This is a genomic window from Streptomyces sp. NPDC042201, from assembly GCF_055582185.1.
Map to the genome: position 1 here is coordinate 262,007 of NZ_JBVJDS010000006.1, position 16,052 is coordinate 278,058.

Annotated in this window: 11 protein-coding genes; 9 read left to right on the top strand and 2 right to left on the bottom strand. The window is 67.8% G+C overall.

Translation table 11 applies throughout. The features are described 5' to 3' along the window. Positions 1-37: 37 nt before the first annotated feature. Together ACZ6MZ_RS17055 and ACZ6MZ_RS17060 are read right to left on the bottom strand one after the other, a co-directional pair. Complete coding sequence (locus tag ACZ6MZ_RS17055; protein WP_469352654.1) at positions 38-1,759, bottom strand: ThuA domain-containing protein; 1,722 nt, start codon at positions 1,757-1,759, stop codon at positions 38-40. A 20-nt stretch (positions 1,760-1,779) separates the two neighbouring features. Next, positions 1,780-4,614, bottom strand: coding sequence for a carbohydrate-binding protein (locus tag ACZ6MZ_RS17060; RefSeq protein ID WP_469352655.1), 2,835 nt, complete (start codon positions 4,612-4,614; stop codon positions 1,780-1,782). A gap of 817 nt (positions 4,615-5,431) precedes the next feature. Here ACZ6MZ_RS17060 and ACZ6MZ_RS17065 point away from each other — a divergent pair. From ACZ6MZ_RS17065 to ACZ6MZ_RS17105, 9 genes are all read left to right on the top strand, one after another. Further along, positions 5,432-6,679, top strand: coding sequence for a sugar ABC transporter substrate-binding protein (locus ACZ6MZ_RS17065; protein WP_389791563.1), 1,248 nt, complete (start codon positions 5,432-5,434; stop codon positions 6,677-6,679). Between the two features lie 16 nt (positions 6,680-6,695). Further along, entirely contained in the window at positions 6,696-7,667 is a 972-nt protein-coding gene (locus ACZ6MZ_RS17070) for a carbohydrate ABC transporter permease (protein WP_469352657.1), read from the top strand. After that, the gene (locus ACZ6MZ_RS17075) at positions 7,664-8,491 is read left to right on the top strand and encodes a carbohydrate ABC transporter permease (protein ID WP_384188547.1); all 828 of its coding nucleotides are present in this window, start codon (positions 7,664-7,666) and stop codon (positions 8,489-8,491) included. The genes ACZ6MZ_RS17070 and ACZ6MZ_RS17075 overlap by 4 nt, the downstream gene beginning before the upstream one ends. Beyond that, positions 8,488-9,975 carry a glycoside hydrolase family 3 protein gene (locus ACZ6MZ_RS17080; protein ID WP_469352658.1) on the top strand — a complete coding sequence of 496 codons (1,488 nt, stop codon included), beginning with the start codon at positions 8,488-8,490 and terminating at the stop codon, positions 9,973-9,975. The genes ACZ6MZ_RS17075 and ACZ6MZ_RS17080 overlap by 4 nt, the downstream gene beginning before the upstream one ends. A 239-nt stretch (positions 9,976-10,214) precedes the next feature. Next, positions 10,215-11,465 (top strand): extracellular solute-binding protein, encoded by a 1,251-nt coding sequence (locus ACZ6MZ_RS17085; RefSeq protein WP_469352660.1) that lies wholly within the window; start codon positions 10,215-10,217, stop codon positions 11,463-11,465. An 84-nt stretch (positions 11,466-11,549) separates the two neighbouring features. After that, the gene (locus ACZ6MZ_RS17090) at positions 11,550-12,695 is read left to right on the top strand and encodes an inorganic phosphate transporter (RefSeq protein WP_469352662.1); all 1,146 of its coding nucleotides are present in this window, start codon (positions 11,550-11,552) and stop codon (positions 12,693-12,695) included. A 14-nt stretch (positions 12,696-12,709) separates the two neighbouring features. Continuing rightward, positions 12,710-12,943, top strand: coding sequence for a hypothetical protein (locus ACZ6MZ_RS17095; protein WP_389791554.1), 234 nt, complete (start codon positions 12,710-12,712; stop codon positions 12,941-12,943). 168 nt (positions 12,944-13,111) lie between these two features. Next, positions 13,112-14,158, top strand: a complete 1,047-nt coding sequence (locus ACZ6MZ_RS17100) for an NADH-quinone oxidoreductase subunit B family protein (protein ID WP_384188539.1) — start codon at positions 13,112-13,114, stop codon at positions 14,156-14,158. 57 nt (positions 14,159-14,215) lie between these two features. Beyond that, positions 14,216-16,003, top strand: a complete 1,788-nt coding sequence (locus ACZ6MZ_RS17105; RefSeq protein ID WP_384188538.1) for a nickel-dependent hydrogenase large subunit — start codon at positions 14,216-14,218, stop codon at positions 16,001-16,003. The last annotated feature ends 49 nt before the right edge of the window (positions 16,004-16,052 follow it).

Genomic DNA, 16,052 nt, shown 5'->3' on the forward strand with positions numbered 1-16,052 from the left:
ATATCCGGGGCCCACCTGGGACAGGAGCTGATGCCGCCTACTTCTCCAGCGTGAAGGTGTCGATGTCGAACAGGGAGCCCGCCCCGCCGGTGAAGGTGAGGAAGACCGGCCCGGTCGGTGTGCCGGTCAGCGGGGTGGAGACGGTCTGGAAGGTCTCCCAGCCGCCGGTGTTGCGGACCGTGGCCGAGCCGAGCACCGGTCCGGTGGCCGAGCCGGAGCGCACCTGGATGGTGCCGCCGGCTCCGGCCGAGGAGACCTTCGCGCTGAAGGTCTTGACCCCCGCGAGCGAAGTCTGGCTGTAGCCGGCCCAGTCTCCGTTCTCGATGTAGCCGAGGGTCTTGCCGCCGCTGGCGGGCGCGTGGTCGGCGGCCTGGACGCCCTGGGACGAGGTGTAGGACTCACCCTCGAAGGTGGACGGGGTGGTGATGGCGCCGAGCTCCTTGATCCGGACGTTGCGGAAGGACACGTCGTCGCCCGCGCCGTGGTTCTGGATCCCGATGTATCCCTGCTTGAGGGACCGGACCGGGTCGGTGTTCGTGAAGTCGTTGATCTTCACGCCGTTGAGGAAGACCTGGAGCCGCTCCCCCTCCACCCGGATCTCGTACGTGTTCCATGCCCCCGGCGGGTTGAGCGCGCCGTCCCGCGCGGCGATGTCGGCCGACTTGAAGCCATAGATGGAGCCGGTGGTCTTGTCGGCCGTGTCGGTGGCGTCGATCTGGATCTCGTACCCCTGGTTCACCGCCGAGTTGGGGTCGTCGGAGGTCGGGAAGCCCACGAAGACACCGGAGTTGTCGTCTCCGGGCATCTTCCAGTCCAGCTTCAGGGAGTACGAGGAGTACTCCTTGGACCGGTACCAGAGCAGGCCCATGCCGCCCTGAGAGGTCAGGGTGGCATCGGTGTTGGTGAAGCTGCCGGGGCCCGCCTGCGACCAGCCGGTGGTCGAGCCGTTGTACAGACTCGTGTAGCCGGTCTCGGCGCGGCAGTCGGCCTTGGCGAAGCCGGCCGCGTAGCGGATACCGCCGAGCAGCAGTGAGCGGAACGCGGGGTCGGCGTACGACTCCGCGGTGTGGCCGAGCCCGGTGTAGAAGGACCGGCCGTTGCCCTGCGGATGGCACCAGGTGATGGGGTGGTCGCCGCTCATCTCCCCGCCGCTGTAGCTGCCTTCGTCGAGGCTCTGCAGCACCCGGACATTGGCCCGCGGGTTGGTGCGGTAGTTGTACCACTCGTCGGACCTGGACCAGGTCTGGCCGAGATGCGAGGTGGCCGGGTTCGCCCGGTCCTCGGTCTTCACGGTGGCCTGCTGGATCGCCGGGTGGCTCTTGAACCAGGCGCCGACGAGCTGTTCGTACTGCGGCCACCCGTACTCGGTGTCGGCGGCCGCGTGGACGCCGAGGTAGCCGCCGCCACCGTCGATGTACCCCTGGAGAGCCGACTGCTGGGTGTCGTTGAGCACATCGCCGGTGGTGCTGAGGAACACCACCGCCTTGAAGCCGGCCAGGTTGGCCGGGGTGAAGGCGGCGCCGTCCTCGGTGGCGGTGACCGTGAAGTTGTTGGCCGCGCCGAGGTCACGGATGGCTTGCGTGCCGGCCGGGATGGAGTCGTGGCGGAAGCCGGCGGTCTTGGAGAAGACGAGCACCTTGTAGGCGGGATCGGCGGCCTGTGCGGTCGCGGCGGGTGTCACGAACGCCCCGACGAGGGCGAGGGCGACGACGAAGGCCGAGGCAGCGGCCGACGGTATTCGCCGGAGCTGTGTGCGCATCACTGTCCCTTTCCCGTACGTCACTTGGTGAGAGTGAGCGTGTCGATGTCGAACAGGGAACCGGCGCCGCCGGTGAAGGTGAGGAACAGCGCCCCGGAGGATGCCGTGCCGGTCAGGGCGGTGGAGACATTCGCGAAGGTCTCCCAGCCGCCGGTGGGCTGGACGGCGACGGTGCCGAGCACGGCGCCCGTCGCGGATCCGGAGCGGATCGTGATGGTGCCGCCGGCTCCGGCCGAGGAGACCTTCGCGCTGAAGGTCTTGGTCCCGGCCGTGGGGACGGAGGCGTACCCCGCCCAGTCGCCGTTCTCGATGTAGCCGAGCGTCTTGCCGCCGCTGGCCGCGGCGTGATCGGCGGCCTGGACGCCCAGGAACGAGCTGTACGACTCACCCTCCACCGTCTGGCTGGTGACTCCGCTGCCAGTGGCGAAGGTGAAGGCGTCGAGGTCGAACAGGTTGCCCTGGCCCGTCGGTCCCTTGAAGACGAGGAACAGCTCGGTGCTCGCGGACGGTGCGTTGGTCAGGTTGGCCGATACGTCGACGAAGTTCTCCCAGCCGCCGGTCGGTGCCACGGTCGCGGTGCCGAGCAGGGTGCCGGTGGCCGAGCCCGCCCGTACCTCGATCGTCCCGCCGACGCCTCCGGAGGAGACCCTGGCGGTGATCTTGTTGGCATTGCCGAGCGCGTACGGCTTGAAGGAGATCCAGTCGTTGTTGTCGGTGAAGCCGATCGTGTTGCCGCCCTCCGCGGTGCCGTGCGCGGCCACCTGGATGCCGTTCTGGGCCGAGAAGTGCTCGCCCTGGCGGTGGCGGGGCTGGAGGATGCGCGCGCTGTGCGTGGTCAGCCCGGCGGCGTCGGTGTACTCGGCGTCGAAGACTCCGTAGATGTTGGCGGCGCTGTCGTGCTCACCGTCGGCCGGGACGGACAGATTGCCCGAGCAGCCGTTGGCCTGGGTGATCTGGTGGCGGTGCTCGTCATGGCCGAGGAGATAGGCGACCTTGACCTTGGAGCAGTCGATCGCCCCGTCCTCGGGGTCACTGACGGTGACCGAGAACGGCACGGTGTCGCCGAACGAGAACAGCTCGCCGTCCTTCGGCGCCGTGAGATTGACGGAGGGCGCGGTGTTGCCGGCCGTCACGACGAGACTGGCGCTGCCGGTCAGTCCCTCCGGATCCCTGACCGTGAGCGTGGGCCTGAAGGTGCCCTTGGCGGAGTAGGTATGGCTCGGGTTGGCGGCGGTGGAGCTGGTGCCGTCACCGAAGTCCCAGGCGTACGTGAGGGCCTTGCCCTCGGGATCGGAGCTGCCCGCCGAGGAGAACGCGACCGTGAGCGGGGTGGGCCCTGACACCTTGTCGGCTGCCGCCTTGGCGATCGGGTTGCGGTTGCTGCCGCCGATGTACTCGACGCGGTAGAGCGCCTGGTTGTTGGCGCCGGTGCCGTAGTCGAGGACGTACAGCGCGCCGTCGGGGCCGAACGCCTGGTCCATGACCTGGGTGCCGGTCCACGGGAAGCTCTCGATGACGCCGGGGGCGCCGTCGGCCTTCACCTCGATCGCCTTGATCCACTTGCGGCCGTACTCGGCGGCGAAGAAGCGGCCACTGAGGGACTGCGGGAACTTGACGTTCGAGTTCAGATTGGCGTCGTAGCGGTAGACGGGGCCGCCCATGGGCGACTCGGAGCCGCCGCCGAACTCGGGCGGGGAGCCCGCGTCGCCGCCGTACTTGATCCAGCTGGCCTTCACCGCGGGCAGCGTGGGCAGACCCGTGTTGCGGAACGAGTTGTTGGCCGGGCCCGCGCCGCAGTTGTACTTCGCCCCGGCGGGACCGCTCGGGAAGGTGTACTCGCCGTACGTCTCCGCCGCGGTGTTCGTACCGGTGCAGTACGGCCAGCCGTAGTTGCCGGGCGCGGTGATCCGGTTGAACTCGACCTGGCCGCTGGGGCCGCGACCGCCGTCGGTGACACCGGCGTCGGGGCCGTAGTCGCCGAGGTAGACGATGCCGGTGGCCTTGTCGACCGACATCCGGAAGGGGTTGCGGAAGCCCATCGCGTAGATCTCGGGACGGGTCTTGGCCGTACCGGCGGCGAAGAGGTTCCCGGCCGGGACGGTATAGCCACCGGCGGCCGTCGGCTTGATCCGCAGGACCTTGCCCCGCAGGTCGTTGGTGTTGCCCGAGGAGCGCTGGGCGTCGAACTGCGGGTTGCGGTCGGCCCGTTCGTCGATCGGCGCGTAGCCGCTCGAGTCGAACGGGTTGGTGTCGTCACCGGTGGTCAGGTAGAGATTCCCGGCGGCGTCGAAGTCGATGTCGCCGCCGACGTGGCAGCACTGGCCCCGGTCGTTGGGCACTTCGAGGACGACCTTCTCGCTGGCCATGTCGAGGGTGCCGTCGGTCTTCAGGGTGAACCGCGAGAGGTTGAGGTGACCCTTCCACGGCTCGAAGGCGGCGGCGTTGCCGGTCACCGGCGCGTCCCCGCCCGGGGTGGTCAGCTTGGGCGAGTAGTAGAGGTAGAGATAGCGGTTCGTGGCGAAGGCCGGGTCCGCGGCCACACCCTGGAGCCCTTCCTCGTCATGCGTGTAGACGTCCAGCTTGCCGGCCGTCTTGGTGTTGCCGGCGGCGTCGGTGAACCGGACCGTGCCGTCCCGGGCCGTGTGGACGACCGCGCGGTCCGGAAGGACCGCGAGTGACATCGCCTCTCCCAGCTCGGCGCCGCCCACGGCGAGTTGAACCTGCTGGTAATCGGCGGTCGGAATGACCGCCGGGGCTCCGGCGGCGGGTCCGACGACCACACCTCCGGCGATGACCAGCACCACGACGGTGAGCCATCTCAACCACGTCTGTCTCTGTCCTGATATTCCTGACATGGAGCTTCCTTCCTGACCTGGCGGGGGTGAGTCAGGCATGGGCGCGCGTCGACCACGCTGCCGTGTCACTTGGGGGAAGAGCCTGCGCCCGGGTGATGTCCCGTCACCCGGGAAGCAGCCGTACCGATCTGACGGAGAGGTTCCGATGCGGCATCAAGGTATTTGCAGAATCTCGCGAGAGTTTTGCATGTTGGCAACGCCGCGTTAATTTGTCAAGGGCGTGTCAAAATTGCCGACGCCGTGTCCCGACTGATGCATGAGCCACCCATGTCGTCGCTGGTGGGACACGGGACGGCGGAGTCACAGGCCATTGCGACTGCACACAAAAGAATCGATCTCCCCTCCGGCCGGAGAGCGCCGATCACTTGCGGAGGACCGGCGCACACCTACGGAAGAGAAGCCGCCTCACCGACGGATCCGGCGAATCGACCGCACCCCCCAGGCCGCCCGAAGTCAGGCATTTCCCTCATCGTCAACCACTCGCGATCAAGGGTGCGTTACGCCGGTGGAACGCGCACGTCACACCGGGCCGCCGGTTCGCGGGTTGCTGGTGAGAACTGAAGAATCGTTCTATGCTCTGTGCGCGTTTCGCATAGCTGGATGAACAACCCGCCCGCCCGGCCGATTTGTCCTCGAACGCGAGACGGCAGTCCCGGTGGTCGGCCCCACGGGCCGCCCGCACCGAAGGCACGGTTTTCATCTTCGCGATGAGTGCCCCTGTCCTGAGACCCATCCACTCGTCGCGCTTACCTCTGGTCCTACGATTCGCTCGGGAGCAACCATGCGGAAATATGCCATCGGTGCCACAGTCATGGCCATGACACTCAGTCTTGCCGCCTGTGGCGGCGGGGACTCGGGCGATGACGCCTCGTCGGGCAAGGGCAAGACCCTGACGGTATGGATCATGGAAGGGACCAACCCGGACGCCAGGCCCTTCTTCAACGAGGTGTCCGCCGCCTTCAAGAAGAAAACAGGCGCCACCGTCAAGGTTGAATACCAGCAATGGGCCACCGCCCAGAAGAAGTTCACCACCGCGATCGAGGGCGGCCCGAGCCAGGTTCCCGACGTCGCCGAGGTCGGTACGACCTGGATCCCGCAGTTCGCCGACACCGGCGGCCTGGTGGATGTGACGGACGAGGTGAAGAAGTCCGGACTGGGCACGGACCTCGTCGAGGGCCTGGCCGACGCCGGCACCCTGGACGGCAAGCAGTTCGGTATGCCGTGGTACGCCGGTGTCCGCGCGCTGGTCTACCGCAAGGACATCTTCGACAAGCACCACCTCAAGGCGCCGACCACCTGGAAGGAACTCCGCGACACCGCGCTGGTGCTCAAGGAGAAGGAGCCGGACATGATCCCGTTCCCGGTGGCGGGCGGCGCGGAGATGTTCGCCGCTCCGTTCGTCTGGGGCGCGGGCGGCGAGCTGGCCAAGGAGGAGGGCGGCACCTGGAAGTCCGCCATCAACTCCCCCGAGTCGGTGAAGGGCATCCAGTTCTACACGGACCTCGCCAAGAAGGACGGCCTGTCCCCCGCGAAGGTCACCACCTGGACCGAGAAGGAGGTGGCGACGGACTTCCAGAAGGGGAAGATCGCCATGTCCATCTCGGGCAGCTGGACCCCGAAGGCCTTCGTCGAGGCCGCTCCCGACCTTGAGGGCAAGCTCGCCGCGGCGCCCATCCCGGGCCAGGACGGCGGACTGAGCAAGTCCTTCCTCGGCGGTTCCTACCTGAGCACCTTCAAAGGCGAGAACCAAGCCCTGGCCTGGGAGTTCGTCAAGCTGGTCACCACGGGCGAGTTCGCCACCAAGTGGTCCGACCAGTCGAACTACTTCCCCGGACAGAACTCCCTGCTGAAGAAGGTCCAGGAGAAGAACGACCCGCTCGTCGCGCCGTTCGCCCAGCAGATGACCGAAGCGGGCGCGACCGTGCCGAAGACCCCGGCCTACGGCGAGATCCAGGCTTCCCAGGTCGTGCAGAAGATGGTGCAGTCCATCCTGACCGGCAAGAAGAGCGTGCAGGCTGCCGCCGATCAGGCGGCGCGGGAGATGGACAAGATCTTTGCCTCCTGAGACCACAGAGCACGCCGTGCGGGCCGCGACGACCTCCACCACGGAGTCGTCGCGGCCCCGCGGCCCGCGGCCCGGCCCGACGCTGCGCCGCAAGCGACTCATCGCCACGGCGCGTCCCTGGATACTGCTCGTCCCCTCCATCGTGGTGCTGGCCGGGCTGCTGCTCTGGCCGATGATCAAGGTCGTACTCCTGTCCTTCCAGGACTACGAGGTCAAGTTCGGCGGCGGCATCGGGACGTACACCGGCTTCGACCACTACCGCGACCTGCTCGGCGACGCGCGGCTGTGGGAGACCGTCCTGCCCAACACCGTGGTGTTCGCGGTGGCGTGTGTGGCGCTGACGGTGGCTCTCGGTACCCTCGCCGCCCTGCTGCTGCAGCGGCTCGGTCCCGTCTGGCGGATCATCTGCTCGACCGCGATCATGGCCGCCTGGGCCATGCCCGCCGTCACCGGCACCTACGTATGGGTGTGGCTGTTCGCGGCCGAGGACGGTCTGATGAGCAGGCTCGCGGGCTCACTCGGCCTGATCGACCCCGCGACGACCAACTGGTTCACCGACCGGCTGAGCTTCTACGCCATCGCCACCCTCAATGTGGTGCACCACGGCTTCCCGTTCGTCGCCATCACCGTCCTCGCGGGTCTGCTGACCATCCCGAGGGAGCTGTACGAAGCGGCGATGATCGACGGGGCCAACGCCTGGCAGCGCTTCTGGAAGATCACCGTGCCGACCATCAAGCCGATCTTCTTCGTGGTCACCATCCTGTCGACCATCTGGGACTTCAAGGTCTTCACCCAGATCTATCTGATGCCCGGCGGCAGCGGCAGCAACGAAGAGGTGTTCAACCTCGGCGTCTGGTCCTACCAACGGGCCTTCGCACAGAACGACTACGGCGCCGGAGCGGCGACCGCCGTGCTGCTCACCCTGCTGCTCCTGATGATCACGTTCGTCTACATCCGTACCCTCTTCAAGGAAAGTGACGAGCTGTGAACCGCACGACGACCGCGGGGCGGATCGGTCTCTGCGCCGCGGTGTTCGCGCTGCTGGTCTTCACCCTGTTCCCGGTGTACTGGATGGTCAGCACCGCACTGGATCCGAACGCCATCACCCGTGGCGCCGATCTGCTGCCGAGCGGTGTGAGCACCGAGCACTTCCGTTTCATCTTCGATCACGGGAACTTCGGCGGATTCCTGCTGAACTCGTTCCTGGTCGGCATGGGCACCATCATCGTGTCCGGGCTGCTCGCACTGTTCGCCGCGGTGGCCGTCGCCCGGTTCCGGTTCCGGTTCCGCACCTCGGTGCTGATCATGGTCCTGATCGTGCAGATGGTGCCCCTGGAGGCACTGGTCATCCCGCTGTTCCTGCAGATGCGTGACTACGAGCTGCTCAACAGCCTGGTCGGACTCACCATTGTCTACATCGCGCTGTCGCTGCCGTTCGCGATCTGGACCCTGCGGGGCTTCGTGGCGACGGTTCCGAAGGAGGTCGAGGAGGCCGCCTATCTCGACGGCTGCTCCTGGCCACGGATGTTCTGGTCGGTCCTGCTGCCGCTCACCGCGCCCGGCCTCGTGGCCACCAGCGTGTTCGCGTTCATCACCGCGTGGAACGAGTTCGTCTTCGCCTACACCTTCATGAAGGACGGCTCCAAGTACACTGCGGCGGTGGGCCTGTTCCAGTTCTTCGGCGAGAACTCGACATCCTGGGGGCCGGTCATGGCGGGCTCGACCCTCATCGCCCTGCCGGTGCTGGTCTTCTTCATCATCGTCCAGCGCCGTCTGGCCTCAGGACTCGCCGCCGGGGCGGTCAAGGGATGACCTGCCCCTCACCCGAGGCGCTGCGTCTGGTCAACGGCGTCATCATGCCCGGCTTCCAGGGCACCGAGCCGCCGGGATGGCTGCTGGACGCGATCGACGAGGGCCTCGCCGGTGTCGTGTACTTCGCGCACAACGTACCCGGCCCGGCGACGGCCGCCGCGCTCTCGGCGGCGCTGTACGCCCGGCGCGGCGACCTGATCGTGGCCGCCGACGAGGAGGGCGGGGACGTCACCCGTATCGAGGCCGCGACCGGCTCCTCGTATCCCGGCAACGGGGCGCTCGGCAGGGTCGACGACCCGGCCGTCACCGAACGGGTGGCCCGGCTGATCGGCCGCGACCTGCGGCGGGCCGGCATCGGCCTGGATCTCGCACCGGACACCGACGTCAACGTGGATCCGGACAATCCGGTGATCGGGGTACGGTCCTTCGGCGCCGATGCCGCGCTGGTGGCCAGGCACTCCGCCGCCTATGTCACGGGCCTCCAGTCGGCCGGTGTCGCGGCGTGCGCCAAGCATTTCCCGGGGCACGGCGACACCTCCGTCGACTCGCACCTCGACCTGCCCGAGCTCGACGCGGACCTCGGCCTGCTCAGGCGGCGGGATCTGGTGCCGTTCGCCGCGGCGATCGAGGCGGGCACCCGGTGCCTGATGACCGGGCACATCAGGGCGCGGCCCTTCGGCCCGGCACCGGCCACGCTGAACCCCGAGGTCACCCGGCTGGCCAGGGAAGAGCTGGGCTTCACCGGAGTGATCATCACGGACGCGCTGGACATGCGCGCCGTGGCCCGCGATCCCGGGTTCGGCGCCGCCTGCGTGGCGGCGGTACGCGCGGGCGCCGATCTGCTGTGCCTGGGAAACCCGGCCGCCTCGGCGGACGAGAGCGCGTACACCACGGCCCGGGACGCGCTGCTGGACGCGCTCGCCACCGGCCGGCTGTCCGAGCGGCGGTTGGCGGAAGCGGGCCGCAGGGCCCAGGAGCTCGCCCACTGGATCGGCGAAGCGCGCGCCACCCAACTCCCAGCGGCGCAGAGCGGTCTGCCGCTCTCCGTGGCCCGCGCCGCGCTCCGGGTGCGGGGCGACGTACGCCTCGCCTCCGCGCCGCACCTCGTCGACCTCCGCCAGCAGGTCAATCACGCGTCGGGCAGCCGCGCACCCCATCTGCGACGGCTCCTCACCGAGGCGCTGCCCGGGCTGACGGCCACCGGGGTGCTGCCCGGGGGCACGGTCACGGAGCGGGCCGGCCTCGCGCTGCACGGGGCGGAGGGGCGGCCTCTCGTTGTCGTCGTACGCGAGCCGCACCGCGACCCGGAACAGGAGAAGCTGCTGGCCGAGCTGGTGGCCCGGCGCCCCGACGCCGTCGTCGTGCTGACCGGCTGGCCGCACACCGTTCCGCCGCAGGTCCGGAACCTGGTGATCACGTACGGTTCCGGCCGGGTCAACGCCCAGGCCGCCGTGGAGCGGTTGCTCGGCGGCCGCACCGCGTAAAGCGGTGTTGTCACGGCTGGCGGCCGGGGTCTTCGGCTCAGGCCGGACTTCGGTTATTTCAGTAGCACAACGGTGAAGCATCTGTGCGCATTGATCGAAGTGGCACAGGAAAGCCACCCGCGGCAAGGCTTTTATGGTGAACTCGAACAACCCCACGGCCGGCTGGCGGAGAACGGCACCCCGTGCTTTACCGCAAAGCCGATCAGCCTTGCCGACTTTCCCCCCAGAAGGTGATCCACGTGAACAACCGCTTGCCCGGCCGATCCCTGATGATCGCGTCCTGTCTCATATTGAGCAGCGGATGTGGCTTACTCCCGGGCAGTGCGGACTCGACCGACATCACCATCTGGATGATGGAGGGCAGTGTCTCCGACGGTTTCGTCGAGGATTTCACCGCCAACTACGAAAACAAGAACCCTTCAGTCAATCTGGACATCAAGATCCTGCCCTGGGACGGGATAGGCAAGAAGGTGACGGACGCGCTGGAGAGCCAGGACGCCCCGGATGTCATCGAGGTCGGCAACACCCAGGTGGCGGCCTACGCGGACAGCGGCAATCTGCGCGACCTCACGCTGGAATCGGTCCGGGACCTCGGCGGCAACGACTGGCTCCCCGGCCTCGCCGAACCCGGCATCATCAACGGCGCACAGTACGGAATCCCGTGGTACGCGGCCAATGTCGTGGTGATTTACAACAAGGAGCTCTTCGAACGGGCCGGAATCGGGCAGCCGGCCACCACCCAGGCGGAGTGGCTCGAGGACACCGCGCAGCTGAACCAGGGCGGAAACCAGGGTATTTACCTCAGCGGCCAGGACTGGTACACCCTGTGCGGCTTCATCTGGGACGAGGGCGGCGAGCTGGCCGTCGAGTCCGGAGGTGAGTGGGAGGGCACGATCGACACGCCCGCCGCTCTCCGGGGAATGGCCTTCTACAAGGAATTGCAGGCCCTCGGCGACGCCCCCAAGGACAAGGACCACACCGATCCCGATCAGGCCGATGTCTTCGCCAAGGGAAATGTCGCCCAAATCATCTCCACTCCTGGCGCGGCAGCGCAAATAGTGGAGAAGAACCCGAAGCTCAAGGGCAAACTCGGCTTCTTCCCCGTTCCGGGAAAAACAGGCGACAAGCCGGGACACGTCCTCACCGGCGGCTCCGATCTGATCGTCCCCAAGAACAGCTCGCACCAGTACCTGGCGGTCCAGGTCGTCGCGGCACTGGCTGACGAGAAGTGGCAGATAGAGCACGCGAAAACCATGAGCTTCGTGCCCAACAAGGCGAAGCTCGCCGCCTCCCTCGGTGGCGGCGCGGGCATTACGGCGATGGCCGCGGGCGCCGCACAGGGCCGGGCGACGCCCAACTCACCGCAGTGGGCGAACGTCGATGTCGACAACCCCATCAAGCCGTACATGACGGCCGTGCTCAACGGCAAGGACGCGAAGGCCGCTGCCGAGGCGGTGTCCGAGCACATCACCGACGCGTTGCGCGGCTGATCCACTAAGCCTTTGGGAGGAAGCACCTGGTGTCTGTCCACAGCCTTTCCCTGAGGTAGGGGCGGCTGCGCTTGTATGAGGCGAATGGACCACATGACGATTCTTGTGGGAGTGGTGATCGTGACCGCTCTGGCGTTCGACTTCACCAACGGATTCCATGACACCGCGAACGCGATGGCGACGTCGATCGCCACCGGTGCGCTGCGCCCCAGGGTCGCGGTCCTCATCAGCGGCGTACTCAACATCGCGGGGGCGTTTCTGTCCACCGAGGTCGCCAGGACGATTTCCGGCGGCATCGTGGACGACAACCTCGTCACGCCGGGCATGGTCTTCGCCGGTCTGATCGGTGCCATCCTGTGGAATCTGACGACGTGGCTGGTGGGGCTGCCGTCCAGCTCCTCCCATGCCCTGTTCGGCGGGCTGATCGGCGCCGTCTGGGTCGGTGCGGGGCAGCACGGGGTGCATTTCGACAAGGTGATCGAGAAGATCATCATCCCGGCGGTCGTGTCCCCCCTGGTGGCGGGGGCCGCCGCGCTGCTGGCCACGTATCTCGCCTACCGGCTGACCGCCCGGGGCCGGGAGTCCTCGGTCAACCGGGGGTTCCGGCTCGGACAGGTCGCCTCCGCCTCGCTGGTCTCCGTGGCGCACGGGACCAACGACGCCCAGAAGACCATGGGCGTCATCACGCTCACCCTGATCTCCGTGGGCGGGCTCGCCCAGGGGGCGGGGCCGCCGCTGTGGGTCATCGGCGCCTCCGGCCTGGCCATCGGATTGGGTACGTATCTGGGCGGCTGGCGGATCATCAGGACCATGGGCAGGGGCCTCACCGACATCCGCGCCCCGCAGGGCTTCGCCGCGGAATCCTCCGCGGCGACCGTCATTCTGACCTCCGCCCACCTGGGCTTCGCCCTCTCCACCACCCAGGTCTGCTCCGGCAGCATCATCGGTGCGGGTCTCGGCAAGAAGCCGGCGCATGTGCGCTGGCGCACCGCGGGGCGGATGGCTGTCGCCTGGTGCGTCACCCTTCCCGCCGCCGCGTCCGTCGGCGCGCTCGCGGCCCTCGTGATCGTGCACGGCGGCACCGTCGGCACGATCCTCATCGCCCTGGCCGCCGCCGCGGTGGCGACCTTCATTGTGATCGTCTCCCGCCGCAACCCGGTCACCGCGCGCAATGTCAACGACGACCACACCGTGACCGTCCGGCCCCACACGGCCAAGGCGAATGCCTGAAGGGAGCGGGCCGCATGGATCTGAACTGGAGTTCCTTGGGGGAAGTGGTCGTCATCAGCCTCGGGGCGACCGTGGGCGTCGTGATCGTATTCTCGCTGGGCGTCCGCGCCCTGGCGTCGAGGGAGGGGAGCGGCGCGGACACCGACCGGCCGTCCACGCTGTCGAAGGCCGGCGCCGGACTGTGTTTTCTCATCTGTGCGGCAGCGGTCGGCTACGGGCTGTATCTGATCATTCCGCAATTCCGCTGAGCGGCTGAGTCGCTGGACCACGGAGCGTGGCCACCCCCGCACCGCGTTCATAGGACCATCTCGCACTTACCTGGCGCGTCCGCGTCGGATATCCAGGTAGGGAAGCTCCTCACATCGTGCGCGCGCTCCTCTTCTGGGGGCCTCGCCGGAATCCCCAACGAGGAGGGGATGATGGATACCGCGGAAGAAACCCCCACGGTCCATATTCTCTGGATCAACGCGGGCCTGAGCTGCGACGGCGACTCCGTGTCGCTCACCGCGGCCACCCAGCCGAGCATCGAGGAAATCGCGCTCGGCGCGCTGCCAGGACTGCCCAAGGTGGCCGTGCACTGGCCCCTGATCGATTTCGAGTGCGGCCCCGTGCAGGGCGCCGACAACTTCATCGAATGGTTCTTCAAGGCCGAGCGCGGGGAGATAGAACCCTTCGTCCTGGTCATCGAGGGATCCATTCCGAACGAGGCGATCAAGAGCGAAGGCTACTGGTGCGGATTCGGGGACGACCCCGAGACCGGACAGCCGATCACCACCAGCGAGTGGATCGACCGGCTCGCGCCCAAGGCACTGGCCGTGGTGGCCATCGGTACCTGCGCCACCTACGGCGGGATCCACGCCATGGAGGGCAATCCCACCGGAGCGATGGGCGTGCCCGACTATCTGGGCTGGGACTGGAAGTCCACCGCGGGCATCCCGATCGTCTGTATCCCCGGCTGCCCGGTCCACCCGGACAACGCGTCGGAGACCCTGCTGTATCTGCTCTACCAGGCCGCCGGTTCCGCGCCGATGATTCCGCTCGACGAACAGCTGCGCCCGACCTGGCTGTTCGGCGCGACCGTCCATGAGGGATGCGACCGGGCCGGCTACTACGAGCAGGGCCAGTTCGCGACCGCGTACGACTCGCCGCAGTGTCTGGTCAAACTCGGCTGCTGGGGCCCCGTGGTCAAGTGCAACGTCCCCAAACGCGGCTGGATCAACGGAGTCGGCGGCTGCCCCAACGTCGGCGGCATCTGCATCGCCTGCACGATGCCCGGCTTCCCCGACAAGTTCATGCCGTTCATGGACGAGCCCCCGGGCGGTCATGTCTCGGCGGCGGCCAGCGGCGCGTACGGAAAGGTCATCCGCAGACTGCGCGGTGTCACGGCCAGGACGGTCGACAAGGAACCGAAGTGGCGCCGCAAGAGCGAGAAGGTGCTGACCGGCTACCACCCCCCGTGGTGATCCACGGGTCGTCGCAGCAGAACGAGTCCCCCCACCGTTGAGGAAGGTGCGCAGCCCATGGCGCCGACGACGAAGCGAGCCGAGGACGGCAACGGCCTGATGGAGATGTCCTGGGATCCGATCACCCGGATCGTGGGCAGCCTCGGCATCCACACAAAGATCGACTTCAAGCAGAAGCGGGTGGCCGAGTGCTACAGCACGTCGTCCGTCTTCCGCGGCTACAGCGTCTTCATGCGGGGCAAGGACCCGCGGGACGCGCACTTCATCACCAGCCGCATCTGCGGTATCTGCGGTGACAACCACGCGACGTGTTCGGTGTACGCGCAGAACATGGCGTACGGCGTGAAGCCCCCGCACCTCGGCGAGTGGATCATCAACCTCGGCGAGGCCGCGGAGTTCATGTTCGACCACAACATCTTCCAGGAGAACCTGGTGGGGGTGGACTACTGCGAGAAGATGGTCCGCGAGACCAACCCCGGCGTCCTGGAGCTGGCCGAGCGCACCGAGGCACCCCACGCGGCCGACCACGGCTACCGCACCATCGCCGACATCATGCGCTCGCTGAACCCGCTGGAGGGCGAGTTCTACCGTGAGGCGCTCCAGGTCAGCCGCAGCACACGGGAGATGTTCTGCCTGATGGAGGGGCGGCATGTGCACCCCTCCACGCTCTACCCGGGCGGCGTCGGGACCGTGGCGACCATCCAGCTGTTCACGGACTACCTGACCCGGCTGATGCGCTACGTGGAGTTCATGAAGCGCGTCGTCCCGCTCCACGACGACCTGTTCGACTTCTTCTACGAGGCGCTGCCCGGGTACGAGGAGGTCGGCCGGCGCCGGGTGCTGCTCGGCTGCTGGGGCGCCCTCAACGACCCGGAGTACTGCGACTTCACGTACCGGAACATGTCCGAGTGGGGCCGGCGCATGTTCGTCACGCCCGGCATCATCGTCGACGGCAAGCTGATCACCAACGATCTCGTCGACATCAACCTCGGCATCCGGATCCTGCTCGGCAGCTCGTACTACGACGACTGGGCGGGCCAGGAGCTGTTCGTCGAGCGCGACCCGCTGGGCAACCCGATCGACCCCCGCCACCCGTGGAACCAGCACACCATCCCCGCCCCGCAGAAGCGTGACTTCGCGGACAAGTACAGCTGGGTGATGTCGCCGCGCTGGTTCGACGGTACGGACCATCTCGCGCTGGACACCGGCGGCGGCCCCCTCGCCCGGCTGTGGTCCACCGCCCTGTCGGGGCTGGTCGACATCGGCGGCTATGTGCAGGCGACCGGGCACAGCGTCAAGATCAATCTGCCGCGCACGATGACCAAGCCCGAGGTCAGCCTGGAGTGGCGGATCCCCCGGTGGAGCAACACCCTGGAGCGCAACCGCGCGCGGACCTACTTCCAGGCGTACGTGGCCGCCGCCGCCCTGCACTTCGCCGAGCAGGCGATGGAGGAGGTGCGCACCGGCCACACCCAGACCTGGGAGAGCTTCGAGGTGCCCGACGAGGGCCTGGGCGTCGGGTTCACCGAGGCGGTCCGTGGGGTGCTGTCCCACCACATGGTGATCAGGGACGGCAAGATCGCCAACTACCACCCGTACCCGCCGACGCCGTGGAACGCCAGCGTGCGTGACTCCTACGGCACGCCGGGCCCGTACGAGGACGCGGTGCAGAACACGCCGATCTTCGAGGAGAACCCCCCGGACACGTTCAAGGGCATCGACATCATGCGGGCCGTGCGCAGCTTCGACCCGTGTCTGCCCTGCGGCGTCCATATGTACGTCGGCGGCGGCCGGACGGTCCAGCAGACCCATCTGCCCACCGGGCTGAGCGGGCTGGCGGGCTGACCGCACGCCGCAGGTTCCACGGAATCCAGGGGACGGCCGCCACGCCGGG

Coding starts and splice junctions, on each gene's coding strand:
- ACZ6MZ_RS17055 (WP_469352654.1), bottom strand. CDS start 1,759: ATGCGCACACAGCTCCGGCGAATACCGTCGGCCGCTGCCTCGGCCTTC.
- ACZ6MZ_RS17060 (WP_469352655.1), bottom strand. CDS start 4,614: ATGTCAGGAATATCAGGACAGAGACAGACGTGGTTGAGATGGCTCACC.
- ACZ6MZ_RS17065 (WP_389791563.1), top strand. CDS start 5,432: ATGACACTCAGTCTTGCCGCCTGTGGCGGCGGGGACTCGGGCGATGAC.
- ACZ6MZ_RS17080 (WP_469352658.1), top strand. CDS start 8,488: ATGACCTGCCCCTCACCCGAGGCGCTGCGTCTGGTCAACGGCGTCATC.
- ACZ6MZ_RS17090 (WP_469352662.1), top strand. CDS start 11,550: ATGGACCACATGACGATTCTTGTGGGAGTGGTGATCGTGACCGCTCTG.
- ACZ6MZ_RS17095 (WP_389791554.1), top strand. CDS start 12,710: ATGGATCTGAACTGGAGTTCCTTGGGGGAAGTGGTCGTCATCAGCCTC.
- ACZ6MZ_RS17100 (WP_384188539.1), top strand. CDS start 13,112: ATGATGGATACCGCGGAAGAAACCCCCACGGTCCATATTCTCTGGATC.
- ACZ6MZ_RS17105 (WP_384188538.1), top strand. CDS start 14,216: ATGGCGCCGACGACGAAGCGAGCCGAGGACGGCAACGGCCTGATGGAG.